The organism is Verrucomicrobiia bacterium (assembly GCA_023953615.1).
In the GTDB taxonomy this organism is placed as follows: Bacteria; Verrucomicrobiota; Verrucomicrobiia; order Limisphaerales; family JADLHS01; genus JADLHS01.
Genome location: JAMLJH010000002.1, coordinates 586,806 through 612,957 on the forward strand (window position 1 = coordinate 586,806; position 26,152 = coordinate 612,957).

The following is a 26,152-nucleotide window of genomic DNA, read 5'->3' on the forward strand; positions in this document are numbered from 1 at the left end:
CGGTTGCCGGGCGTTGGGTAATGAAATAATGAAAACCGCAGTGCGTCCGCTTTTTTAATGCAAATCGAGACGCGGGGCGTTAAGTAATCGGCATGATGAATTCGACGTGCGCCTTCCGACTGACCGTCATGGCTGCATTGGTTTCCTTGGCCACCGCTTTGCCCACCCGCGCGGATGATTCGCCGCCGCGCCCGCGAGCGCGTGAGGTGGGAATTATCATCGGCGACCTGCCTACCGGACCGCTGAATGCAATCACGGATGTGTCCGGCGTGCGTGTGGGTCAGGTCACGATTCGCGAGGGCGAACGCATCAATACGGGCGTCACGGCCATTTTGCCGCACGCGGGAAATGTATTTCAGGATCGGGTGCCGGCAGCCATTTTTGTCGGGAACGGTTTTGGAAAACTGTTGGGCGTGACGCAGGTGGAGGAATTGGGTGAGTTGGAAACTCCCATTCTGCTGACCGGCACGCTGAGCGTCTGGAAGGCGGCGGACGCGCTGGTGGATTGGATGCTGCGTCAGCCCGGCATGGAGGCGGTGCGGTCCATCAATCCCGTGGTTGGTGAAACAAATGACGGTTTCCTGAGCGATATTCGGGCGCGCCCCGTCCGGCCTGAACACGTCGTGCGCGCTTTGGAAACGGCGCAAAGCGGAGCAGTTGCCGAGGGAACGGTTGGCGCCGGCACCGGCACAACGGCTTTCGGTTTCAAGGGCGGTATCGGTACGAGTTCCCGGCAATTACCTCACGCGCAGGGCGGCTATGTCGTCGGAGTGCTGGTGCAAAGTAATTTCGGCGGGGATCTGACGGTGGCGGGAGTAAAGATCGAACCTGAATTGGAAAAGCGGGCGAAAGCCGCGAATCCCGCGGGCGACGGCAGCATCATGATGATTGTGGCGACGGATGCGCCGTTGAGCGCGCGAAATTTGAAACGTCTGGCCGCGCGCACCATGGTGGGGTTGGCGCGCACCGGTTCGAGTCTGTCCAATGGTTCGGGCGATTACGCGATTGCTTTTTCAACGGCTCCGGAATGTCGTCGGCGCAACGGCGAGAACCAACATGCGGTCGTCGAATTGTCGAATGAAGCGATGTCGCCATTATTCCGCGCGGTGGCGGAGGCCACGGAAGAGGCGATTCTCAATTCCCTGTTTTGCGCCACGACGGTCAAAGGTCATCGCGGCACGGCCAAGGCGTTGCCGGTGGAGCCAGTGCGGGAAATGGTGACGCGCCGGCGGTAGGGATTCGCCGTTGGGGCCTTAAAAACGACCACCCGCAACAGCGTTAGTGTTGCGGGCGTTCGGCGTTTTGTATTCAGACTTTTGCAAAACCTCCTCGCCAGTAGAGTGGGATATTCCGCGCGACGCCGCGCTCCGGCGATTGCGAAAGATTTGCGGTGACTTGCGGGAAGCGGGCGCAGGCCGCAAACTCCAATTCATGTGGGACGATACCATTGCCGCCATTGCCACGCCGTTGGGCGAGGGCGGATTGGCGGTCATTCGGATTTCCGGAAAAACCGCGCTGAGCGTGGCGGATCGCGTGTTTGTGCCGGTTGGCAAAAGTTCGTCCAAACCGAGCGCGGCCCCGAGCCACACGATTCAGTACGGTCACGCGATGCGCGCTGGCGCGCGAGTGGACGAAGTGCTTTGCGCGGTGCTGCGCGCGCCGCGCACGTTCACGCGCGAGGACGTGGTGGAACTCACGTGTCACGGCGGCATTCTGGCGAGCAAAACGGTTCTCGATACCGTGCTCGAATGTGGGGCGCGTTTGGCGCAACCGGGTGAATTCACGCAGCGCGCTTTTCTCAACGGACGGATTGATCTGGCGCAGGCGGAAGCGGTGGCGGATTTGATTCACGCGCGCACCGGACTGGCTTTGAGCGCGGCCAACGAGCAGTTGGCGGGCAAGTTGTCGCAACGCATCAATCGGTTGCGCGATGAACTGATGCGCACGCTGGCGCACATCGAGGCGTATCTGGATTTTCCGGAGGAAGACATTGCGCCGGACACGCACGCACAACTGATCGGGCGTCTGGCGGGCGCAATCGAGTGGGTCACGGAGCTGTTGCGCACCGCACCGGAGGGACAGCTTTTGCGACGCGGCATTCGGGCGGCGATCATCGGCCGGCCCAACGCCGGCAAATCCAGTTTGCTGAATCAATTGCTGGGGCACGATCGCGCCATCGTTTCCCACGTACCGGGAACGACGCGGGACACGATTGAAGAAACGGCGAACGTGCGCGGCATTCCCGTGGTGTTTATTGACACGGCGGGATTGCGCGAGGTGCAGGATGAAATCGAGAGCGAAGGGGTGCGACGCAGTCGCGCCGCGTTGGCGCGGGCCGAATTGATTTTACACGTGTTGGATGCCAGCGAGCCGTTGCATGAGGCGGATGCACAATTGTTGCGCGAGTTCGCCGGAAAGAATCGGATCGTTATCCGCAACAAAATGGATCTGCCGGCGCAGTTGATTTTACCACCTGCCGTCCGGAGTCACGCTACTGAGGAAACATCCGTAGAATCCGAGACCACGCCGCTGGTTGATATTTCCAGCAAAACCGGAGCGGGACTGGAGGCGCTGAAAGAAGCGATCCAAGCTGCGGTTTGGTCGGGACGGGTGACGGCGGAGACGGCTCAGGTGACCATCAACGCGCGGCATGAAGACGCGCTAAAACGCGCGAAGGTGAGTTTGCAATTGGCATTGGACGCTTTGCGGGCGGAGGCTTCGTTGGAATTTGTAGCCCTGGATTTGCGCCAGGGCATTAACGCGATTGGCGAGATTGTGGGCAAGACGACCACGGAAGATTTGTTGGATGCCGTCTTCAGCCAATTCTGCATCGGAAAATAATGGCGGCACGGCCGATCGCGATTCAGTGCTGAAACCGGCCTTCCCGGAGGAACTGGAGCGTTTGCTGGATGACCGTTTTATTCTTCATCATGAACGGATGCGACGTCGGCAGCACCAGATGATCGGCCATGCCCTCCAGTTTGGTGCGCGCCACGGAGACCTTGCCATCATCTGAACCGGGAATGAGCAGGAAACTGTTGATCCAGTTGATGGAACGGTTGCCGGCGATGATGCCGATTTCCGCGTCGGGGGTGCCGAGTTGACGCGGCGTTGAATCCGCCAACGTGCCCAGTTCGCTGCCCGCAGGACCGTTGATTTTGCGAAACAACCACCACGAACCCAGGTGATCCACGATCTCGCTGCCTTGATTGGGCGGCCCCAGCATGACGATGCGGCCGACGTCGGGTTGCGGATGGCGCCCGAGGTAATCGCGAATCAAAATGCCGCCGAGAGAATGACTGACGAAATGAATGTGGGTGGCCCCGGCGTTGCGCGCGTCCCGCAGCGCCGGGGTGAGCACGGCTTCACTCAGATTGGCGATGGTGTTGGTGCGGGAGGGATAATCCAGATTCCAGACGCGGTAGCCCGCCTGGATCAGTGCCTTTTCCATCGGGCGCATCGAAGCGCTCGAGCGACACAAACCGTGGAGCAGAATGACGTGTTCATTCATGGGCGCCGCCAAGATGGGGAGCGAAAGCAGCGCGGTCAAAGCGCAAAACAAAGTGGCTGGCAACCGACCGAAGCCCGGCCAGGGCGACCGATGATAGCCCAGGGCAAAGCGCAGCGACGCCCTGGGTTGGCGTTTCACAAAATTTCCCAAGCCCTGAAAGGGCGATAATAACCACGGTTTCTTCGTGAGGTTGAAGAGCATATAGTGATCATCAACCCAGAGCTACCAGCCCGTCCACTCGACGATGACAAGATGCGTAATCATGTTCTGCCTGCAATGCTCCGACGGTAGGACGCTCCGGGAAACAGGTCAATCGGCAATGATGTTGGTGCTGTGCCGATTGGGTTTCGCTCTGACCGGGCTGGGTTTGTTTTGGATCGGTGAATCCAGCCCCGATCACATTCGCGTCCGATTCGTGACTTGCGTAAGGCCAGTTTCTGCTTACGCTTCTCGGTAAGCTTTTCATGGGCAAATCAACGGCGTCAAAAAAATCCAGTTTCGATAATTACGGCCTCAACTTTGAAGCTCAGCTTTGGGCCGCCGCCGATAAAATGCGCGCCGAGCCGCGAAATGCCGCCGCTGAAAATTTTCAGTCATAAATGGACCAAGCCACTCACAACAAAATCGTCTCTTTCATCTGGGGCATTGCCGACGATGTCCTCCGCGACCTATTCGTTCGCGGCAAATACCGCGATGTTATTTTACCAATGTGCGTCATTCGCCGTCTCGACGCCGTGCTTGAGCCGACAAAAAAGGCGGTGCTCGAAACCAAGGCCAGGCTCGATAAGTTAAAAATCACCGAGCAGCAGGCCGCGCTTTGCGCTGCCGCCGGGCAATCGTTCTACAACACGTCCAAATTCACCCTGCGCGACCTCAAATCGCGCGGCAGTCAACAACAGCTTCAGCAGGATTTTCTGGATTACCTCGACGGCTTTTCCTCCAACGTGCAGGACATCCTGACGAATTTCGAGTTCCGCGACCGCGTGCCGCGTCTGTCCAAGGCCGACGCCCTCGGCACGCTCATCGCCAAGTTTCTCGATCCCGACATGGATCTCAGTCCGCACGGCATTGACAACCATGCGATGGGCACGGTCTTCGAGGAACTGGTCCGCAAATTCAACGAGGAAAACAACGAGGAAGCGGGCGAACACTGGACGCCGCGCGATGCCGTGAAGCTCATGGCCGATCTCATCTTTCTGCCCGTGGCCGACAAGATCAAATCCGGCGGTTACCTGCTTTACGATGGCGCATGCGGCACGGGCGGCATGTTGACCGTGGCGGAAGAAACCATGCGCGCCCGCGCCAGCGGCAAAAAGGACATCGTCACGCACCTTTACGGCCAGGAAATCAGCCCCGAGACCTACGCCATCTGCAAGGCCGACATGCTGCTCAAAGGCGAAGGCGAAAACGCCGACCGCATCGTCGGCGGCGCGGAATGGTCCACGCTCGCGCACGACGCCTTTCCCGCGATGGAATTTGATTTCATGCTCTCCAATCCGCCCTACGGCAAAAGCTGGAAGAAGGATTTGGAAGCGATGGGCGGCAAGGACGGGATGCGCGACCCGCGTTTCAAGGTGATGCACGACGGCGAGGAACTTTCCCTCGTCACGCGCTCCAGTGACGGCCAGTTGCTTTTCCTCGCCAATCTGGTGGCCAAGATGAATCACCAGACACCGCTCGGCAGCCGCATGGCGGAAGTTCACAACGGCTCGTCGCTGTTCACCGGCGACGCCGGACAGGGCGAGAGCAACATCCGCCGCTGGCTCATCGAGAACGACTGGCTCGAAGCCATCGTCGCGCTGCCGCTGAACCTGTTCTATAACACCGGCATCGCCACCTATGTCTGGGTAATTTCCAATCGGAAGCAGGGCACGAAACGCGAAGGCAAGGTGCAGCTCATTGACGCCACGCAATGGTTCAAGCCGCTCCGCAAAAATCTCGGCAAGAAAAACTGCGAACTCGCGCCCGACGACATCCAGCGCATCTGCGATACCTACCTCGCGTTCCAGGAAACTGAACAGTCGAAGATTTTTCCGAATAAAGCATTCGGCTATTGGAAAGTGACCGTCGAGCGGCCCGTGCGATTGCACAGCCAGCTTACGATGAAAGCCATCGAAGCCCTGCGGTTCGCTTCCGGTGACGAAGAGTTGCGCGCGGAGCTTTATGAGGAATTTGGGGAGGCGTTGTTTGAGGAGTGGCCGGAGGTGCAGGCTGCCGTGGAAAAGTGGCTGGCCGAGCAGTTGGACGGGTCGGACGAATCGGATGAGGACAGCGCCAAGAAAACCCTGCCGGAGCGCACCCGGAAAAAACTGCTCGATGCGAAGACCTGGGAACGTGACGGACGACTCGTCGAAACCGCTACGGCCTTGCGCCAGGAACTGGGTGGCGACCTGTTTGAAGACCACAATCTTTTCCGCAACCGTGTGAACGAAGCGTTGGAGAAACTGAAGCTCAAACTCTCCGCCAGCGACCTGAAACTGATTTTGCGCGCCGTGAGCTGGCGTGTGGAAACCGCTCCGCCCGTGATCGCAAAGGTACGACCGGTCGGACGGGGTCAAGCAAACGCGTTGCATGGGGTTTACGCAGCAGAAGTGCGCGGCAAGCCCGCGTTGGTGGAATACGAACCCGACTCCGATCTGCGCGACACCGAGCAAGTGCCGCTGCTCGAACCCGGCGGCATCGAAGCCTTCATCCGTCGCGAAGTGCTGCCCTACACGCCCGATGCGTGGATTGACGAATCCGCCACCAAGATGGGTTACGAGATTTCCTTCACGCGCCACTTCTACCAACCGCAACCGCTGCGCTCGCTCGACGAAATCAGCGCGGACATCGTGGCCCTGGAAAAGGAAACCGAAGGATTGCTCGGCGAAATCGTTGGCGCAAAATAAGAGCGGGATGAACGAACGCATCTTCATCAGCAGCGTGCAGAAGGAACTGGCGGAAGAACGCTGCGGCATCCGGGATTACCTTCGCGGTGACGCCCTGTTCCGCCGTTTCTTCGACGTTTTTCTGTTTGAAGAACTGCCCGCCTCCGACCGCCGGGCCGATGAGGTTTATCTCGACGAAGTCGAACGGTGCGCGATTTACGTCGGTTTGTTCGGTCAGGAATATGGCCATGAAAATGCCGCCGGACTGTCGCCCACCGAACGTGAATTCAATCAGGCCACCCATCTTGGCAAACCCCGCTTCATTTATGTGAAGGGCGAAAATGATCAGCATCGTCACCCGAAAATGCGGAAGCTCATCAGCCGGGCGGGCGCACAATTGATTCGCCGCCGGTTTAATGACATCACCGACCTGAACGCGGCGCTCTACGCCAGTCTGGTCGAGCACCTGGAACGCACCGGACGCTTGCGCACCCGCCCGTTCGACGCGGCAGCCTGTCCCGCTGCCACTCTCGACGACCTGTCCCCGGATAAGGTGAAGTGGTTTCTCGGTCTGGCCGGGCGCGAACGGCAATATCCGCTGCGCGAAGACACGCCCCTCGCCCAGACCTTGGCCCACCTCAACCTGCTCGACGCCGGCCAGCCCAGCCACGCCGCCGTCCTCTTGTTCGCCAGACAGCCACAGCGCTTCCTGCTCACGTCCGAAGTCAAGTGCCTGCACTTTCACGGCACGGAAGTCGGAAAACCAATTCCCTCCTACCAGATTTACAAAGGCACAGTCTTCGAACTCGTGGATCAGGCCGTGGACTTCGTCATGTCCAAAATCACCCGCGCTGTGGGCACGCGCGCGCTTGGCCCGCAAGCGCCAGTCGAATACGAACTACCCCGCGAAGCCGTCGCCGAGGCCATCGTCAACGCCGTGACGCATCGCGATTACGCCAGCAACGCGAGCGTGCAGGTCATGCTCTTTGCCAACCGGCTGGAAATCTGGAATCCCGGCGAACTCCCGCTCGCCCTGTCCATTCCGCAATTGAGCCGGCCACACGCCTCCATTCCCCGCAACCCGCTCATTGCCGAGCCGATGTTTTTGGCCCATTACGCCGAAAAAGCCGGCAGTGGCATCCTCGACATGATTGCCCGCTGCCGCCGGGCCGGATTGCGCGCGCCTGAATTCCGTCAGGACGGCGGGCTATTTAACCAGACTCTGTGGCGGCGAAAAACGCAAGTCACCCCCGAAGTCACCCCCGAAGTCACCCCCGAAGTCACCCCCGAAGTCACCCCCGAAGTCGCGGGCTTGCTGCAAATCATCAAGGGCGAGATGAGCCGGGCCGAGCTAATGACCCGGCTGGACTTGAAAGACGAAAAACATTTCCGGGAACATTACCAGCAGTCAGCCGTGGCTTTGGGGCTTATCGAAATGACCCGGCCGGAAGCACCCCAAAGCCGCCTTCAGAAATACCGGCTCACCGCCAAAGGCCGCACCTGGCTCGCCCGCCATAAATCCAACGGAGGCGCGAAATGAGCGACGACCCGCCAGCATCCAGCCTCGTCCTTTATCAGACCGAAGATGGCCGCACGCGCATCCAATGCCGATTCCAGAATGAAACCGTGTGGCTGTCGCAGGCTCTCATCGCGGAACTGTTCCAAGTCACCGTGCCGACGGTGAACGAGCATTTGAAAGGCATCTTTGCCGAGGGAGAACTGGCGGCAGCGGCAACTATTCGGAATTTCCGAATAGTTCGAACCGAGGGCCGCCGCGAGGTGACGCGGGACATCGAACACTACAACCTGGACGCCATTCTGGCCGTGGGCTTCCGGGTGCGCAGCCATCGGGGCACGCAGTTCCGGCAGTGGGCCATCGGCCGCTTGAACGAGTATCTGGTGAAAGGGTTCACCATGGACGACGAGCGGCTCAAGAATCCCCCGGGCAAGGGGCAGAAGGATTACTTCGACGAACAACTGGAGCGCATCCGCGACATCCGATCGTCCGAACGGCGCTTCTACCAGAAGGTGCTGGATATTTACGCGACGAGTGTGGACTACACGCCAGACACGGAGATGTCGCAGCGCTTCTTCGCCACGGTGCAGAACAAGATGCACTGGGCGGCGCACGGGCAGACCGCGGCGGAGGTGATTCACGCGCGGGTGGATGCCGGAAAGCCGTTCATGGGATTACAGACGACGCGTCCCGGCGGGATCATCCGCAAGGAGGATGTCTCCATCGCCAAGAACTATCTCGACGCGGAGGAACTCGGCACGCTGAACCGCATCGTGAACGCCTACATCGAATTCGCCGAACTGCGGGCGCTGCAACGCAAGGCGATGACGATGCGGGATTGGATCGCGAAGCTCGATGAGTTCTTGAAACTCTCGGAGCACGAATTGCTGGATCACGCGGGCAAAACCACCGCCGAGCAGGCACAGATCAAGGCGGAGCTGGAATACGACCGCTACCGGAAGCTGCTGGATGCGCAACCGCGCGCGGTGGACCTGGATTTTGACAAAGCGGTGAAGAAACTCTCCCAGCGCAAACCCAAGGGAGGCGCGAAATGATGGCCGGCCTCAAGCCTTACCCGGAATACAAGGATTCTGGTCAAGCGTGGCTGGCCGCCGTTCCGCGTCATTGGTCAGTGCTGCCCAATCGCGCCATGTTCAACGAGGTAAAAGACCGTGGCTATGCAGATGAGCAAATGCTTTCCGTGACGATCACGCGCGGCATTGTTCCGCAAAAGGCTTTGCTTGCCGATAGCTCGAAGAAGGACAGTTCCAACCAGGACAAATCAAAATACAAACTCGTTCAGCCTCGCGACATCGCCTACAACAAGATGCGGGCATGGCAGGGTGCGGTTGGTGCGTCGGAACTTCGTGGCATCATCAGTCCCGCCTACGTTGTGATGCGGTTGCGGGATTCCAAGAATCTACCGCGTTACATCCATCATCTTTACCGCACGCCGCAGTTTGCCAAAGAAGCGGAGCGTTGGTCTTACGGCATTACGTCCGACATGTGGAGTCTCCGTCCGGAGCACTTCAAATTGATTTGCACTCCACAGCCGCCGCTGGACGAGCAGGCGGCGATTGTGCGGTTTCTGGACCACGCGAACGGGCGGATTGAGCGGTGCATTCGGGCGAAGCAGAAGCTCATGGCGCTGCTCAACGAGCAGAAGCAGGCCATCATCCACCGCGCCGTCACCCGCGGTTTGAATCCCAACGTCCCCCTCAAACCCTCCGGCATCCCCTGGCTCGGCAACATCCCGAAGCATTGGGAAGTTTTGCGCGCGAAGTATCTTTTCCGCGAAGTTGATGACCGTTCGATAAACGGCGACGAAGAACTTCTTTCCGTCTCGCACATTACAGGAGTCACGCCGCGCAGTCAGAAGAACATCACAATGTTCAAAGCACAATCGTATGTAGGTCACAAGATGTGCCGACCGGGCGACCTCGTCGTTAATACAATGTGGGCATGGATGGCTGCCTTCGGCGTTTCAGAACACACAGGAATCATAAGCCCTGCCTACGCAGTTTACCGTCCACGCAACGCAGAGCGCATTGTCGGCGGCTATATTGATGGGATTCTTCGCACTCAGCCTTACATTGCAAACATTCGCTGTCGTTCAACAGGTGTTCGGGCGTCGCGTTTGCGACTTTATCCAGAAGAGTTCTTTCGTCTTCCAATCGTGCTACCAAAAGCAACCGAGCAGAAACAAATCGTGGAGCGAATTGCTGTTGAAACAAAACAACTCAACATTGCCCTCGCCCGCGCCGCACGCGAAATCGAATTGCTGCGGGAATACCGGACGCGGCTGGTGGCGGACGTGGTGACGGGCAAGCTGGACGTGCGCGCCGCCGCCCGCCAGTTGCCGGAAAGCGCGCCGGAGGCGCGGGAGGCGGAGGAGCAGTTGGATGGTTCTGACTCGTCCGACGAGGGACAAATGGATTAACTTGTGCGCCATGAATCCGCCAGGAAACCAACCGTCCGAAAAACCGAGCGTGCTGCTGCCCAGCGGCGGTTATCGCAAGCTGCGGAGTTACAAGGTGGCGGAGGCGGTGTATGACGCGACGGTGGTGTTCTGTCGCCGGTTTTACGCGGAGGACCGCCGGATGACGGATCAGATGGTGCAGGCGGCGCGGAGCGGGGTGCGGAACATCAGTGAGGGCAGCGGCATGGCCGCGACCTCGCGCAAGAGCGAGATGAAACTCACCAACGTGGCGCGGGCGAGTCTGTCGGATGAGTTGCTGCGGGATTACGAGAGTTTTTTGCGTCAGAACGGATTGCGGGTCTGGCCGAAGGATTGCCGGGAGGCGCTGGCGATGCGGGCGCGGCTGGCGGAAGACCGGGCAGCGGTGCGGCCAGCCGGGCGTCCGGGGACGGTGCGATTGACCGGGTTGTTTGGGTTGTCGGAGTTCGTGGAGCGGGCCGCGCCGGAACTGGCGGCCAACGCGATGTTGTGCGCGGTGAACCAGGCGGCCTACCTGTTGAAACGGCAACTGGAAAACCAGGGCGAGACGTTTGTGGAGAAAGGCGGGTTCACGGAGAAATTGTATGGGGCGCGGAAACGAACCAAGTCTGACTGGTCGGACGGTACGGACACACCACCAGCCTGTCCGCGCTGCGGCAAGCCCATGAAGCTGCGCACGGTGCGAAGCGGCGCGAAGGCGGGGCGGCAGTTTTGGGGTTGCACGGGCTACCCGGAGTGCGAGGGGACAAAGCCGATTTTTGGATCGGACCGGTCGGACGGGGCGGACAAACAACGGAAGAAAACCTGATGCCTACTGACACCAGCGAGAAAGGACTTGAAACACTAATCATGCGCCACATGACCGGCGGGGACGGGCTGGCTTTTGCCGGGGATGGCACATTCGCGGAAACGCCGGATGCGCTCGCCGCGCAGAAGGCCACCGGCAGCGGTTGGCTGGCGGGAAATCCCAAAGACTTCGATCGCGCTTACGCGTTGGATGTACCGCAGCTTTTCCAATTCCTGCAAGCCACGCAGCCGGAGGCGTTCAAGAAAATCGGCACGGCCGATTACCAGGACGCGAAAGACATCACGCGGCAGAAGTTTCTGGCGCGGCTCTCCAATGAGATCGGCAAGCGCGGCGTGATTGATGTGTTGCGCAAGGGCATCGAGGACGGCCCGCTGCATTTTGATTTGTTCTTCGGCACGCCCTCGCCGGGCAACGCGAAGGCAACGGCGTTGTTCGCTAAAAACCGGTTCAGCATCACACGCCAGTTGCGTTACAGCCGGGATGAACAGCGGCGCGCGCTGGATTTGTGCCTGTTCATCAACGGCCTGCCCATCGCCACGTTCGAGTTGAAGAACAGCCTGACGAAGCAGACGGTCGAGGACGCGGTGGAGCAGTATCGTCGTGACCGCGACCCGCGCGAGAAATTGTTCGAGTTCGGGCGGTGCGTGGTGCATTTCGCGGTGGACGACGGCGAGGTGCGGATGTGCAGCGAGTTGCGCGGCAAAGGCTCGTGGTTTCTGCCGTTCAACAAAGGTTGGGACGATGGCGCGGGCAATCCGCCGAATCCGAACGGCTTGAAGACGGATTATCTGTGGAAGGAAGTGCTCACGCCGGGCAGCCTGACGAACATCCTCGAAGGTTACGCGCAGATCGTGGAGGAGAAGAATCCCCGGACCGGCAAGAAGAAGCGCAAGCAGGTGTTCCCGCGTTATCATCAGCTCGACGTGGTGCGCAAGCTGTTGGTGGACGTGGCAACGCACGGTTCGGGTCAGCGGTATCTCATCCAACATTCGGCGGGCAGCGGCAAATCCAATTCCATCGCGTGGCTGGCGCATCAACTCGTTGGCGTGAAGCGCAACGAAAAGGAAGTTTTTGATTCCGTGATTGTGGTGACGGACCGGCGGATTCTGGACGACCAGATTCAGCGAACCGTTAAACAGTTCATGCAGGTGGGCGCGACCGTCGGGCACGCGGAACATTCCGGCGATTTGCGGAAGTTCATCGAGAGCGGGAAGAAGATCATCATCAGCACGGTGCAGAAGTTTCCGTTCATCCTCGATGAAATCGCGAAGGAGGAGAAGGCAAAGAAGTTCGCCATCATCATTGACGAGGCGCACAGCAGCCAGGGCGGCAAGACTTCCGCCGCGATGAGCGCGGCATTGGCCGACCCGGAAGACACGGTGAACGATGCGTTGGAGAAGCGCATGGCCGCGCGCAAGATGCTGGCGAACGCGAGCTACTTCGCGTTCACCGCCACGCCGAAGCCGAAGACGTTGCAGATGTTCGGCAAGGCGCTGCCACCGGACGCCGACGGCAAGGTGAAGCACGATCCGTTTCACAGTTACACGATGAAGCAGGCGATTCAGGAGCGCTTCATTCTCGACGTGCTCAAGAGCTACACGCCGGTGGACAGTTATTACAAGCTGGTGAAGAAGATCGAGGGCGACCCGGAGTTCGACGTGAAGAAGGCGCAGAAGAAATTGCGGAAATACGTCGAGAGCCACGACCACGCCATCCGGTTGAAGGCGGAAATCATGGTGGACCATTTTCATAATCAGGTGATGGCACTGAACAAGATCGGCGGCAAGGCGCGGGCCATGATTGTGTGCAACGGCGTTGAGCGCGCCATCCAGTATTTCCACGCGTTCAAGGAGTATCTTGAAGAACGCAAGAGTCCGTATCTGCCCATCGTCGCCTTCTCCGGCGAACACGAGTTCAAAGGCGTGAAATCAACGGAGTTGTCCTTGAATGGGTTTTTCAGTGGTGACATCGCGACAAAAATTCAAGAAGACCCGTATCGCTTTCTGATCTGCGCGGACAAATTTCAGACGGGCTATGACGAACCGCTCTTGCACACGATGTATGTGGACAAACCGCTGGCGGGAATCAAGGCGGTGCAAACGCTGTCACGCCTCAACCGGGCGCATCCCGAAAAGCATGACGTGTTCGTGTTGGATTTCCAGAACAACACCGAAACGATCACGTTTGCCTTCGCGGATTATTACCGCACCACGGTGTTGAGCGAGGAAACCGACCCGAATAAATTGCACGACTTGAAAGCGGCGCTGGACAACGCCCAGGTTTATGCGCCGGAACAGGTGCGGGCGCTGGTGGATTTGTTCCTCACCGGCGCGGAGCGGGACAAGCTCGACCCGATGCTTGATGTGTGCGTGGCGGTTTACCAAGAGAAGCTGGATGAAGATGAACAGGTAAGTTTCAAAGGCAAGGCCAAGGCGTTCGCGCGCACCTATGATTTTCTGGCGTCCGTCATGCCGTATCCGATGCGCGAGTGGGAGAAGCTATCCATTGTTTTGAACCTGCTCATTCCGAAATTGCCCGCGCCAAAAGAGGAGGACTTGTCCAAGGGGATTCTGGAAGCCATTGACATGGACAGCTACCGCGTCGAGAAAAAGGCGGTGATGAAGATTGCGGTGGCGGATGAGAACGCGGAGATTGCGCCCGTATCAGTCGAAGCGGGCGGGCACAAACTTGCGCCAGAAATGGATCGCCTGAGCAATATTTTGAAGACGTTCAACGAACATTTCGGTACGTTGTTCAATGACAGCGATCGGATCGCGAAGCGCATCAAAGATGAAATCGCGCCCAAGGTGGCCGCCAATCCGGCCTATCAAAATGCCAGACAAAACACACCGCACACGGCGCGACTGGCCCATGACAAGGCGTTGGGAAAGATCATGCAGATGTTCTTGAAAGATGACACGGAGGTTTACAAGCAATTCGTGGAGAATGAATCGTTCCGGCGTTCCGTGACGGACATGGTGTATGCGCTGACCAATGAGTGATATTTTCCCTCCCAAACCGCGCCACGAATTTTTCGCGCCGTGGGAAGAGACTTTGAAGAAGTAAGCCATGAATAACCATGAATAAGTTTTCCGCCACCCCAGGCATCTGCCGGATTGATCAACCGCACAAGTATAACCACGGTTTCTTCGTGCGATTGGCGCGGCGGAAAAAGATTCATTCCGCCTTCTTCGCGGACAAGAAATACGGCGGGAAAGAAGCGGCGTTCGCCGCCGCGCAGGACCATTACCGCAAACTGCGGATTGAACTGGGCGAGCCAGAACCCCGCTCCCGGCTGTTTTGGGAGGAAGTGCGCCGCCGCCAGGGGCGCTCGGGGCTCCATGGGGTGCGGCGGATCATTGATCGCCGCGTCAAGCCGTGGCGCAAGTATTGGAAGGCGACGTGGAGTCCGAAGCCGTATGTGGTCGCGCGCAAACAATTTTCCATCCGCAAACACGGCGAAGCGGAGGCCCGACGGCTCGCCATTCAGGCTTGGCGCGATGGATTAAGGAGCATGACCGAAGCCCGGTAAGGGCGACCGATGATAGCCCAGGGCAAAGCGCAGCGACGCCCTGGGTATGCGTCCCCCAAATTCCCCAAGCCCCGAAAGGGCGATACAATCTCGTTTGGAGAATGGTGTTGGCGCGCAACACCGTCTTCATGACTCGGGGAGCCGGGTGCGGTCATTAAGGAAGCGATACTTTAACCACGAATGGACACCAATCAACACGAATGTCCCGCCCAATGGTCTTGATTTTATTGGTGTTCATTCGTGGTTGATTTGAATGGTTCAGCGTTTCCTTAAGCGGGGCGCGCGCAGATTTCCAACATGCGATCAATCGGCAGGCGCGCGCGTTGGAGCACGTCTTCCGGTAATTCGACCCGGGGCGCGAGGTTTTTCATGCAGTCGCGCACTTTCTCAAGTGTGTTCATCTTCATGAATTTGCACTCGCTGCAGCGGCAGCGGTCGGCGGGCATGTTGTTCACGTCTTCCGTGGGCGTGCAGAAAAACTGCTTGTCCGGACATTCCTTTTGCAGGCGCGTGATGATCCCGGATTCGGTGACGATGACGAACTGTTTGGCCGGATCAGTTTTGCAGAAATCAATCATCTTCTGCGTCGAGCAGACGATGTCGGCCAGTTGGCGGACTTCGCGCAAGCTCTCCGGATGCACCACGATTTTGGCGTCCGGATATTTTTTCCGAGCGCGGAGTAGGGCGGCACGTTGGAAATCTACGTGCAGGTAACAGTTGCCCTTCCATAAGGTCATCGGCCGACCGGTCTGCTCGATCACCCATTCGCCAAGATTTTGGTCGGGCACGAACAGCAAGTCCTTGTCTTTGGGCGCGGCCCGGACGATTTTTTCGGCGCTGCCACTAGTGACAATCACGTCGGATAGCGCTTTCACTGCCGCGCTACAGTTGATGTAGGCGATGGTCCAAAAGTTCGGATTGGTGGCCTGCAATTCGGCGAGTTTGGGCGCGGGGCAACTGGCTTCCAACGAGCAACCCGCATTTTTGTCCGGCAGGACGACGATTTTATCCGGGTTAAGAATCTTGGCGGTCTCGGCCATGAAATGCACGCCGCAGAAGACGATGACGCGGGCGTCCGTGCGCGCGGCTTGCTGGGCGAGGCCGAGCGAGTCGCCGACGTAATCCGCGACTTCCTGGATTTCGGCGACCTGATAATTATGCGCGAGGATGACGGCGTTGAGTTGCTTCTTGAGTTCGAACACTTCCGCGGCCAGCGGCCCGAATTTTTCCGGACTCATAGCCGGGCGCAATTGCAGTTCGCCCAAGTCCACCGGCTCGACTTCGCTAGTTACAGTCATGGGCACAAAGTATGAGTGAAAGTCAGGCCCGTCAATCTTGGGTGAAGTGCGGCTTGACCGCAGCAGTGTGGGTGCGGATACGGGTCGCCAACCCTGACCGAATGTGAAATGCGCCGCCGCCCCCGGTCGTGAACGGACAATCTCGTTGTGCCTCCGTTTTCCTTGAAATAGTCGCATTACCGACTTACCCTGCGCGCTTTGTCGCATGAATGAAATTCTGGTCATTGGACATCGTAATCCGGATACGGATGCGATCTGTTCCGCCATTGGTTACGCGGAGTTTAAGCGCCGCACCGGCATGCCGGAAGCGGTGGCGGCGCGTTGTGGTGATACCAACGACCGGATTGATTTTGTCCTGAACGAGTTTGGCGTTGCGGCCCCGAAGTTCGTCGCGGACGTCTCGCCCAAGGTGCGCGACGTGATGCAAACGCGCATTCTCAGTGTGACGCCGGAGACCACGGCTGCGGCGGCCTTGGGTTTGATGGATGAACGCGGCGTTCGGATTTTGCCGGTGCTCGATGACGACCGCAGGTGTCGCGGATTGTTGTCGTTGTTCAAGCTGAGCAAGTTTCTGTTTCCGGCCGCCAATCGGTTGGTGGATTCGCGGCGGGTGTTGTCGTCGTTGTCCAATCTGGCGCAGACCTTGCATGGGGACTTGCTGATTGCACATGATCCGGATCAGGAGGAAGACCTGACGCTGATGATCGGCGCCATGAGCGTGGAATCTTTTTCGCGACGGCTCGATACTTTCGCGCGAAATAAACTGATCATCGTGGTGGGGGATCGCTGGGACATTCAAAATCTGGCGATTCGCGAAGGGGTGCGCGCGTTGGTGGTGACGGGCGGTTTGAAGGTGGAGGAAAAAACCTTCGCCGCCGCCCGGGAGAAAAAAATCAGTTTGATTTCGTCGCCGCACGATACCGCCACCACGGCGGCGTTGTGTCGCGCGGCGGTGGCGGTGCGACATGTGTTGAATGAGGAATTCCAGAGCTTTCGCGAACATGCGCCGCTGACCGCCGTGCGCGATGAGGCCGCCGGATCGGGGTACAAGATTTTTCCCGTGTTGGATCAACAGGGCGAGACGGTGGGGATTTTATCCAAAACGGATTTCCTCAAGACGGTGAATCGCAAGCTGATCCTGGTGGACCACAACGAGCTTTCGCAGGCCGTGCCGGGCGCGGAGGAAGTCGAGATTTTGGAGATCATTGACCATCATCGCATCAGTCCGATGAGCACGGACCAGCCGATTTTGTTTCGGAACGAACCCGTCGGCTCAACCAGCACCATCGTGGCGGATTGCTTTTTCCGGCAGGGCGTGGAATTGCCCAAGGCGATCGCCGGATTGTTGCTGGCGGGATTGGTTTCCGACACCTTGAATCTGACTTCGCCGACGACCACGGCGCGCGATGTGGAAGTGTTGCGAAAGCTGGAAGAGGTGGCCGCCGTCAATGCGCGGACGTTCACCGAAAAGCTGTTCGCCTCGGGATCGCTGTTGACGTTGCAAGCCGCGCCCAAGGCCATCACCACGGATTGCAAGGAATACGCCGAAGGCCGCCAGTCCTTCAGTGTGGCGCAGATTGAGGAGACGGGTTTTGATCAGTTCTGGAAGCGCAAACAAGAGTTGCTGACGGCGTTGGCGGATTATCGGCTGCGCCATCAGTACCTGTTCTCGGCGTTGCTTGTGACGGATGTGACCACGCAGAATTCTCTACTGGTGGTGGCGGGCAATGACGATTTCCTGGCCCGCATTGATTATCCAAAACTGGAGTCCGGCATTTTCAATCTGCGAACGGTGGTGTCCCGGAAAAAACAGTTGTTGCCGTTCCTCACGCATTGTTTGCGGCGGTTGCGGGTTGAGAGCTGAACGCTCTTCGCGCCAGCGTCGAGAGCTACATGGCCCCGAGGCTTTTGGCGGCCAGCACCAATGCGTAGGCCACCAAGCCGCTGGCGGGAATGGTCAGTAGCCACGCCCAAACAATCCGTTCCACCACCTTAAGGCGAAGGTGATTGAATCCCTTGGCGCAACCGACGCCCATGATTGAGGTCGTGATGGCGTGCGTGGTGGAAACGGGCATGCCGAAGTGGGCGGCGGCCAGCAATACCGAGGCGCCGGTGGCTTCAGCGGCGAAGCCGTGGACCGGATGCAGTTTGACCATTTTGTGCCCCAGGGTTTTGATGATGCGCCAACCGCCGACGGCTGTGCCGGCGCACATGGTCAGGGCGCAGACGATTTTGATCCAGGTGGCGATGGGCAGAGATTCACCGGCGGGGACATCCGGCGTTTTCAGAAAGCTCAACCACTCCGGGAGATGGTGAAAAGCGCCGCCGGTGGTGGCGGCAACGAGGGCCAGGGCAATGATGCCCATGGTCTTTTGGGCGTCATTCGTACCGTGGCTGTAACCCATGTAGGCGGCGCTGAGCAATTGCAATTTTCCAAAGGTGCGATTCACCGTGGTCGGCCGCCAGTTGCGCAGGAGCAAGTACAGCAGGCCCATGCAGCCGAAGCCAAAGACGAAACCCAAAACCGGAGAGATCACCATGGGGACGACAACTTTCCACAAGATGCCCTTGCCCAACCACCAATGTTCGGCGTTGGGAATGGACCAGATGATGACGGACCAATCGTTGCCGGCGGCGGCCAGGCACGCGCCGCAAAGGCCGCCCACCAAGGCGTGGGAGGAACTGGAGGGTAATCCCGCCCACCAGGTGATGAGGTTCCAGATGATGGCCGCGATGAGCGCGCCACACAGCACCGACATGGTGGCGATCTTTGAGTCCACCAAACCGGAGGCCATCGTGGTGGCCACGGCCGTCCCATGAAAAGCCCCGACCAGGTTGGTCACGGCGGCCAGCATCACGGCCTGGCGCGGCGAGAGAACCTTGGTGGCCACCACGGTGGCGATGGAATTGGCCGTGTCGTGGAAGCCGTTGATGTAATTAAACAAGAGCGCCACGAAGATGACGGTCACAATGAGAGTCATCGGCGTGAATCAGGAGTTTTTGAGCACCACTTGCATGACCACGTTGCCGACATCCCGGCACCGGTCAATCACCTTTTCGATCAACTCGTATAAGTCCCGCAGGACCATGGCGCGCAAGGGCTCGTATTTGCCTTCGTAGAGTTCACGCAGGAAGCCGTTGATCACCTTGTCCGCCTCCCCTTCGACGTTGCGTAGTTTGTCGTTGAGTTGCTTCATGGTTTCCATGTCATCAATCGCCTTGAGCTGTTCCACCATTTGGTGGACCGTGGCGGTGGCTTTTTCGAGCATCTCGGCTTGTTTGGAAAAATCAACTCCCTCGACGTGCGCTCCGGCCATGAGAAAACGGGTGCCCAGCTTTTCCGCGCTCTTGGGAATCTTGTACAGCCCGCGCGCGATGGCTTCGATGTCCTCGCGCTCCAGGCCGGTGACAAAGGTATGCACCAGTTCTTCGTTGATCTGCTCGAAGATTTTTTTCTCCATCCGCCGGGCCAGGGCGAGCGCATCCAGGGTTTCAGTGCCGCGCGACGATTCCATCAATTCAATTACGAGGCGGATGCTTTCGTGAGCTTCGCGGGCGGCCGCTTGAAGTAATTCCTGGAATTTATCGCCTTTGCCGAACAACTGTTGGAAAGAAAACATGCGCAGGCTAGTTGTCGCCAAACCAGCCCGGAAAGTCCATTAAAAACATTGTGAATCCGCCATCCATCTTCGACCCCGCACCGAATCGGGCCTGGTGCGGTCGGTTTTCGATGGCTGGGTCGAAATGGATTTGGTGGTGGCAACAACATCTTTCGGGCGGCTGGGCTATCCAAGGGGGAGGCGCAATTCCGGCTCATCCATATGGGCGCGGACGGAAAAGCGCGCATCCGGGCGTTTTTGGTAAAAAAACTTGTTGCGAGTGAATCGGCGTTTGTTAATCTCTCGCTTCCGTTTATCTGGCGGTAAACAAGCTCCCAGCAACGGTTGAAGAATTTAGCAAATGCCGACAATCAATCAGTTGGTCCGCAAGGGCCGCAATAAAATCAAGTACCAGTCCAAGTCTCCGGCGCTGGAAAGAGCGCCGTTTCGTCGTGGCGTCTGCGTTCAGGTGATGACGCGTACGCCCAAGAAACCGAACTCCGCCATGCGGAAGGTGGCCAAGGTCCGGTTGACCAATGGTTATGAGGTCATTGCCTACATTCCCGATGAGGGGCACAACTTGCAGGAGCACTCGATTGTTTTGATTCGAGGCGGTCGGGTGAAGGATCTGCCCGGCGTGCGCTACCATATCGTCCGGGGCACGTTGGATGCCGCTGGCGTGGAAAAGCGGCGCGTCAGCCGTTCCAAGTATGGCGTCAAGCGTCCGAAGGAAGCCAAGGCCGCCGCGAAGTAATCCTCAGGAGATTTTTTAGAAAGCTATGTCACGTCGTCGTCAAGCCACCAAACGTCCGTTGGTTCAGGATGGAAAATATCAGAGTACGCTGGTCTCGCGGCTCGTTAACACGGTGATGATTTCTGGAAAGAAAAGCACCGCGCAGCGCATTGTGTATCGCGCGTTTGATCAACTCTCGGAGAAGAATCCCGCCAGCGATCCGGTGGAGATTCTGCAACGGGCCGTGGATAATGCCAAACCGCGGATTGAAACCAAGGCGCGTCGCGTGGGCGGCGCCACCTATCAGGTGCCGTTGGAAGTATCCTCGGATCGGCAGGTGGCTCTCGCGTTGCGTTGGATTGTGGGCTTTGCCGACGGCCGTAAAGGCACTTCCATGAGCCAGGCGCTGGCCGCTGAGATCATGGAGGCGTTTCAAGGGCAGGGCGGCGCCATCCGCAAGCGGGACGACGTTCACAAAATGGCGCAAGCGAACAAGGCCTTCGCCCACTTCCGTTGGTAGGCTCCAGATTTTAACACGCCCCGGGAGCCATTGGCTCGGGGCGTTTTTTTTACCACAGACATAATTATGACCGCACCTGTAGCAGAAACGAAATCGTTGAATTCGCCCAACCGCGAATACACGCTGGAACACACCCGTAATATCGGCATTGCCGCGCACATTGACGCCGGCAAGACGACGACGACCGAGCGCATCCTGTTTTTTACCGGCGTCACGCACAAAATCGGGGACGTGGATGACGGCAACACGGTGACGGACTGGATGGCGCAGGAAAAGGAGCGGGGCATTACGATCACCTCGGCCGCGGTCACCTGCTTCTGGACGCAAAAAGCTGAGGCGGGTTTGTACAAGTCCTTTGAAGGTGTCGGACAACGCATCAACATCATTGACACTCCCGGTCATGTGGATTTCACCGCGGAGGTCGAGCGCTCGATGCGCGTACTGGACGGCGCCGTGGCGGTGTTCTGTGGGGTTGCCGGAGTGCAGCCGCAATCGGAAACCGTGTGGCGGCAGGCCACCAAATACAAGGTGCCGCGGATCGCCTTCGTCAACAAAATGGATCGCACCGGGGCCAACTTTGCCAATGTCATCAACGACATGCGGACCAAGTTGAAGGCCAACGCTTATCCGATCATGCTGCCCATTGGCGCGGAGGATAAACTCGAGGGCGTGATTGATGTCGTTAACCAAAAAGCCATCGTGTGGGGAGTTGGTGAAGCGCAAAATGAAGGCTTGAAATACGAGGTTCGGGACTTGGCCCCTGAGCAACAGGAGCGCGCGAAAACCGCCCTGGCAGAGTTGGTGGACGCAGTTTCCAACAAGGACGATACCATCGCGGAATTGGTGCTCGAGGAAAAGCCGGTGGATGCGGCGTCGCTCAAGGCGGCCATTCGGCGGCTTACCTGCAAAATGGAATTGGTTCCAGTGTTGTGCGGTTCGTCGTTCAAGAAGAAAGGCGTGCAGCCGCTCGTGGATGCGGTCGTGGATTATTTGCCCAGCCCGCTGGATATTCCGTCGGCGCAAGGTATCGAGCCGGGCACGGATAATCCGGTCGAAGTGCCCACCAGCGATAACGAGAAATTCTGTTCGCTGGCGTTCAAGCTCTGGACGGACCCGTATGCCGGCAAGCTGGTGTTCTTCCGCGTTTACTCCGGCACCGTGGGTAAAGGAGATTCAATTTACAATCCGCGCACTCGCAAGCGCGAACGGGTGAGCCGTTTGATGGTGATTCAAGGGGGCGAACGAAAAGACGTGGACCGGGTTTATTCCGGCGAAATTGCTTCGCTGGTCGGGTTGCGCAACATCACCACGGGCGACACGCTGTGCGATGAGGCGTTTGATGTAACCCTCGAACCGCCGACCTTCCCCGAACCCGTCATCAGCATGGCCATCGAACCGAAGACCAAGGCGGATCGCGATAAGATGTCCGAAGGATTGCAGCGCCTGGCGGAGGAAGATCCGACGTTCCGTTGCTTCACCAATGAAGAAACCGGGCAGTTGATCATCGCGGGCATGGGCGAGTTGCATCTCGAAATCATCCGCGACCGTTTGATGCGCGAGTTCAAGGTGGAAGCCAATGCGGGCGCGCCGCAGATTGCGTATCGGGAAACCATCACGCAATCGAGCGACGGTGAAGGCAAGTTCATCCGGCAATCCGGTGGGCGCGGTCAATACGGCCATGCCTGCATCCAAGTGCAGCCCAACGAGCGTGGCAAGGGGATCGAGATCGAGAATAAGATCGTGGGCGGAACGATTCCGAAGGAATACATACCTGCGGTGATTGACGGAATTGAGGAAGCCATCAAAGGCGGCGTTTACGCTGGTTACCAGGTCATTGACCTCAAGGTGCAGGTTGTGGATGGCTCGTTCCATGAAGTGGACTCGAACGAACTGGCCTTCAAGATGGCGGGTATTTTTGCATTGAAAGACGCCTTCAAGAAAGCCGGCCCAATCCTGCTGGAGCCGATCATGAAGGTCGAAGTCACCACGCCGGATGAATATCAGGGTGATTTGCTGGGCGACATCAATCGTCGTCGCGGCGTCATCAACGGCATTGAAGCGAAGCAAGGGCTGACCATTTTGAACGCGCAGGTGCCGTTGGCGGAAATGTTCGGCTATGCGACGGCCATCCGCTCGCTTTCAAAAGGCCGCGCTTCCTACTCCATGGAGCCGCTGACATTCGAGCAGGTGCCCAACAGCATCGCCGAGAAAATTCTGGATACGGCCAAAGCCCGACCGGCAGCGCGGAGTTAAGCGTTGCCCGCGCTGGTTGATTTCAAAGGCCGCGTTTCGCGGCCTTTTTTGTCGGTTTATCCGCACAACCAAGCGGAGATTCTTTGTAATACGCTTGCTAACGGTCGCGATTTTCTTAAATTGAACCTCCGTTTATTCAAATATGGACTGTGATTTATTTCCGGCGGTTTTCGCCGACGCCAGCGCAACACAAACTACGGCTCAACCCTGGACGATGCTGCCGATGTTGGTGTTGATGGTGGTCATGATTGGGTTCATGTTTTTCTCCCAGTCCAAAAAAGCCAAACAGCACGCCGCCATGCTCAAGACCATCAAACCCGGTGACAAAGTGCTCACCTCGAGCGGAATCATTGGCGTGGTGCTTTCCATTCGTGACAGCACGCTGACGTTGCGCTCCGCCGATGCCAAGTTGGAATTGACGCGGTCGGCGGTGGCCGAAATCACCGAGCGCGGCAGCAAGTCCGAGTCTAAAAGCGAGTCCTGATTTTTCCCATGATCCGAAATAAATTCTGGCGGTTGACCATTGTCATCCTACTCATTCTCTGGTCGCTTTACGAAACGTATCCTCCCACCACGGGCGATCTGATCGCGCAGTTTCAGAAGCAGGCGCGGGTTATTCCCGGGGACACCACCATTTCCAACATCGTTTCCACCGCGCGCGAGTTGGAAAAGACCGTGCCGAACAAACAATACGGCAATCTGCTGGAGGCGGTGGGCACGAATGACATCGCGGGCTTCTTCCCGTTTAACGCCGCGGGCCAACCTAATCCGACCACTTACATCCTGAACCGCCTGCAACGCGAGGTGGCGGGCCGGATCAAACTCGGACTGGATTTGCGGGGCGGCACCTCGTTCCTCATGGAATTGGATACGAGTGTGCTTTCGACCAACGACACCGCCGGAGCGGTTTCTCAAGCGGTGGAAGTGATTCGGAAACGGGTGGACCGATTCGGCGTGGCCGAGCCGGTGATTTTGCCGCAGGGCGACAACCGGATTCTGGTGCAACTGCCGGGGCTTTCGGAGGATGACCGGAATCGCGCCGTTACCAATTTGCAGAAAACCGCTTTTTTGGAATTTCGCCTCGCGCACGAACGCACGGATGAATTGGTGCAAACGGGAGAAATTCCTCCGGGTTACGAGTTGCTCAAACGGCGGGAACACACCACCCAGGGCGAGCGGCTCGAGCAGGTGGTGGTGAAGCGCAAGGGCGAACCCGGGCTGACCGGCAACATCATTAAAAAAGCCGCAGCCATGCGCGGCAACATGGGCGAGCTGGAAATTGATTTTGAATTGACGCCCACCGGCGCGGAACGGTTCGCCGAAGTCACCAAGGAAAACAAAGGCCGCCGCCTGGCCATTGTGCTGGATGGACAATTATATTCCGCGCCCAACATCAACGAGCCAATTCTGACGGGAAGCGGACGGATTACGGGCAATTTTGATGTTGGCAGCGCGCGCGAGCTGGCGGGAGTGATGGAAAATCCGCTCAAAGCGCCGTTGCGCTTGCTGTCCTCGAAGAACGTGGACCCGACCCTCGGTAAAGACTCGATCCGGAGCGGGATGACGGCGTCCGCAATAGGCGTCATTCTCGTGGTGTTGCTCATGTTGGTCTATTACCGGGTGGCGGGGGTGATTGCCAATATCGCGCTGCTGACGAACATCGTCATCTTGCTCGGAGTCATGTGCGCCATCGGCGCGACCTTCACTCTGCCGGGCATCGCGGGAATCGTGTTGACCATCGGGATGGCGGTGGACGCCAACGTACTCATTTATGAGCGCATTCGAGAGGAAAAGGAGAAGGGCAAATCGTTGCGCGGGGCCATTGCCGCCGGCTATGACCGGGCCTTCAGCACGATTTTTGACTCGAACCTCACGACTCTGATCGCTTCCGTGATTTTGATATTCATGGGCACCGCCTCGGTGAAAGGTTTCGGCGTGACGCTGACGATTGGTGTGACCGCGAGCTTGTTCACGGCACTGGTCGTCACCCGCTTGATCTTTGACTGGTTGCTGGCCAAGAACTTGATCAAGGACATTAAGATGATGCACCTGGTGCGTACGTCCAAAGTGGACTTTATCAAGTGGGCCAAACCGCTGGCGATCACCAGTGTGTCAATCATGGTGATTGGCCTTGGCTTCGGGGTTTACAAAGGAAACCGGATTTACGGCGTCGAGTTTACGGGCGGCGACACGATTCAGCTCTCGGTGAATCAGGCGCACTTGGTGGATACCGCGAAATTGCGGGCGGCGGTTGATGAGCTTAAGGTGGGCGAATCCATGATCAGCTACCAATCCGATTTGGGCAGCGGGGTGAAAGCGCTGCAATTGACCTTGCGCGGCAGTGAGTCGGCGGGAAGTGAAAACGTCAACGATGTTGACAAGCTGGTGGTGGAAAAATTGCAAGCCACTTTTCCTGAATCCGAATTTGTGGTGAAGAGCATTGACAAGGTCGGGCCGCTGGTGGGCAAGGAAATCCGCAACAGCGCCATCACCTCCATTTTATTGGCACTCTTCGGAATCCTGGTCTATGTCGCCTTCCGTTATGAATTCTCCTTCGCCGTCGCGGCGGTCGTCGCCATTTTGCACGACATTTTAATCACGGCGGGCATTTATTTCATGACGCCGCGGGAGCTGAACAGCACCGTCATTGCGGCGCTGCTGACCATCGTCGGTTTCTCCATCAACGACACCATCGTGATCTTCGACCGAATCCGGGAAGATTTGCGGCTGGGCGTGCGCGGCTCCTTCCGCGAGGTGATCAATCAAGCGGTCAATCAGACTTTGAGCCGAACCTTGATCACGACCGGCACCGTGGTGTTGGCGACGCTTGCGCTCTACATTTTTGGCGGTGGGCCGGTGAACGACTTTGCCTTCACTTTCCTCGTGGGCAGCATCGTCGGAACGTACTCGACCATTTATATTGCGAGCGCCTTGGTGCTGTGGTGGCACAAGGGGCAACGTCCGGCGCTGGGCAGTGCGCCCGTGGTTTCCTCCGGGGGCGGCGCCACGGCGGCGGCCAAGGCTTGAGCAGCCGGGTTGGTCCATTCCAATCCACGT

The 26,152-nt window shown here is 58.2% G+C and carries 19 protein-coding genes; 15 read left to right on the forward strand and 4 right to left on the reverse strand.

Features of this window, described 5'->3' with window-relative positions; translation table 11 throughout:
• Positions 1 to 92: 92 nt before the first annotated feature.
• Positions 93 to 1,235 (forward strand): P1 family peptidase, encoded by a 1,143-nt coding sequence (locus M9920_12885; protein ID MCO5053186.1) that lies wholly within the window; start codon positions 93 to 95, stop codon positions 1,233 to 1,235.
• A 196-nt stretch (positions 1,236 to 1,431) separates the two neighbouring features.
• Complete coding sequence (mnmE, locus tag M9920_12890; protein MCO5053187.1) at positions 1,432 to 2,841, forward strand: tRNA uridine-5-carboxymethylaminomethyl(34) synthesis GTPase MnmE; 1,410 nt, start codon at positions 1,432 to 1,434, stop codon at positions 2,839 to 2,841.
• 22 nt (positions 2,842 to 2,863) lie between these two features.
• Here the strand turns inward: mnmE and M9920_12895 are convergent, their stop codons facing one another.
• Complete coding sequence (locus M9920_12895; protein ID MCO5053188.1) at positions 2,864 to 3,511, reverse strand: alpha/beta fold hydrolase; 648 nt, start codon at positions 3,509 to 3,511, stop codon at positions 2,864 to 2,866.
• Between the two features lie 599 nt (positions 3,512 to 4,110).
• Here M9920_12895 and M9920_12900 point away from each other — a divergent pair.
• The 7 genes from M9920_12900 (at position 4,111) to M9920_12930 (ending at position 14,692) form a co-directional block, all read left to right on the forward strand.
• Entirely contained in the window at positions 4,111 to 6,399 is a 2,289-nt protein-coding gene (locus M9920_12900; protein MCO5053189.1) for a type I restriction-modification system subunit M, read from the forward strand.
• A gap of 7 nt (positions 6,400 to 6,406) precedes the next feature.
• Positions 6,407 to 7,918, forward strand: a complete 1,512-nt coding sequence (locus tag M9920_12905) for a DUF4062 domain-containing protein (protein ID MCO5053190.1) — start codon at positions 6,407 to 6,409, stop codon at positions 7,916 to 7,918.
• Entirely contained in the window at positions 7,915 to 8,949 is a 1,035-nt protein-coding gene (locus M9920_12910) for a virulence RhuM family protein (GenBank protein ID MCO5053191.1), read from the forward strand. Before M9920_12905 ends, M9920_12910 begins: the two co-directional genes overlap by 4 nt.
• Positions 8,946 to 10,334, forward strand: coding sequence for a restriction endonuclease subunit S (locus M9920_12915; GenBank protein ID MCO5053192.1), 1,389 nt, complete (start codon positions 8,946 to 8,948; stop codon positions 10,332 to 10,334). Before M9920_12910 ends, M9920_12915 begins: the two co-directional genes overlap by 4 nt.
• A gap of 10 nt (positions 10,335 to 10,344) precedes the next feature.
• The gene (locus tag M9920_12920; protein ID MCO5053193.1) at positions 10,345 to 11,160 is read left to right on the forward strand and encodes a four helix bundle suffix domain-containing protein; all 816 of its coding nucleotides are present in this window, start codon (positions 10,345 to 10,347) and stop codon (positions 11,158 to 11,160) included.
• Positions 11,160 to 14,162 carry a type I restriction endonuclease subunit R gene (locus M9920_12925; protein ID MCO5053194.1) on the forward strand — a complete coding sequence of 1,001 codons (3,003 nt, stop codon included), beginning with the start codon at positions 11,160 to 11,162 and terminating at the stop codon, positions 14,160 to 14,162. Before M9920_12920 ends, M9920_12925 begins: the two co-directional genes overlap by 1 nt.
• Before the next feature lie 77 nt (positions 14,163 to 14,239).
• A complete protein-coding gene (locus tag M9920_12930) occupies positions 14,240 to 14,692 on the forward strand; it encodes an AP2 domain-containing protein (protein MCO5053195.1) in 453 nt (150 codons plus the stop codon).
• Between the two features lie 269 nt (positions 14,693 to 14,961).
• Here M9920_12930 and nadA read toward each other — a convergent pair whose 3' ends face one another.
• Positions 14,962 to 15,990 carry a quinolinate synthase NadA gene (gene nadA / locus M9920_12935; GenBank protein MCO5053196.1) on the reverse strand — a complete coding sequence of 343 codons (1,029 nt, stop codon included), beginning with the start codon at positions 15,988 to 15,990 and terminating at the stop codon, positions 14,962 to 14,964.
• Between the two features lie 205 nt (positions 15,991 to 16,195).
• On the opposite strand from nadA, the gene M9920_12940 reads away from it, so the two are divergent.
• Positions 16,196 to 17,854 (forward strand): putative manganese-dependent inorganic diphosphatase, encoded by a 1,659-nt coding sequence (locus M9920_12940; protein ID MCO5053197.1) that lies wholly within the window; start codon positions 16,196 to 16,198, stop codon positions 17,852 to 17,854.
• A gap of 25 nt (positions 17,855 to 17,879) precedes the next feature.
• Here the strand turns inward: M9920_12940 and M9920_12945 are convergent, their stop codons facing one another.
• Complete coding sequence (locus M9920_12945; protein MCO5053198.1) at positions 17,880 to 18,971, reverse strand: inorganic phosphate transporter; 1,092 nt, start codon at positions 18,969 to 18,971, stop codon at positions 17,880 to 17,882.
• Positions 18,972 to 18,980: 9 nt separating this feature from the next.
• Positions 18,981 to 19,610, reverse strand: coding sequence for a DUF47 family protein (locus M9920_12950; protein MCO5053199.1), 630 nt, complete (start codon positions 19,608 to 19,610; stop codon positions 18,981 to 18,983).
• Positions 19,611 to 19,950: 340 nt separating this feature from the next.
• Between M9920_12950 and rpsL the strand changes: the two genes are divergently transcribed.
• The 5 genes from rpsL to secD all read left to right on the forward strand — a co-directional run bounded on the left by rpsL (position 19,951) and on the right by secD (position 26,122).
• Positions 19,951 to 20,343 carry a 30S ribosomal protein S12 gene (gene rpsL, locus M9920_12955; GenBank protein MCO5053200.1) on the forward strand — a complete coding sequence of 131 codons (393 nt, stop codon included), beginning with the start codon at positions 19,951 to 19,953 and terminating at the stop codon, positions 20,341 to 20,343.
• A 25-nt stretch (positions 20,344 to 20,368) separates the two neighbouring features.
• Complete coding sequence (gene rpsG, locus M9920_12960; GenBank protein MCO5053201.1) at positions 20,369 to 20,842, forward strand: 30S ribosomal protein S7; 474 nt, start codon at positions 20,369 to 20,371, stop codon at positions 20,840 to 20,842.
• A gap of 66 nt (positions 20,843 to 20,908) precedes the next feature.
• Complete coding sequence (gene fusA, locus M9920_12965) at positions 20,909 to 23,095, forward strand: elongation factor G (GenBank protein ID MCO5053202.1); 2,187 nt, start codon at positions 20,909 to 20,911, stop codon at positions 23,093 to 23,095.
• A gap of 142 nt (positions 23,096 to 23,237) precedes the next feature.
• Positions 23,238 to 23,579, forward strand: coding sequence for a preprotein translocase subunit YajC (gene yajC / locus M9920_12970; protein MCO5053203.1), 342 nt, complete (start codon positions 23,238 to 23,240; stop codon positions 23,577 to 23,579).
• A gap of 8 nt (positions 23,580 to 23,587) precedes the next feature.
• Complete coding sequence (secD, locus tag M9920_12975) at positions 23,588 to 26,122, forward strand: protein translocase subunit SecD (protein MCO5053204.1); 2,535 nt, start codon at positions 23,588 to 23,590, stop codon at positions 26,120 to 26,122.
• The last annotated feature ends 30 nt before the right edge of the window (positions 26,123 to 26,152 follow it).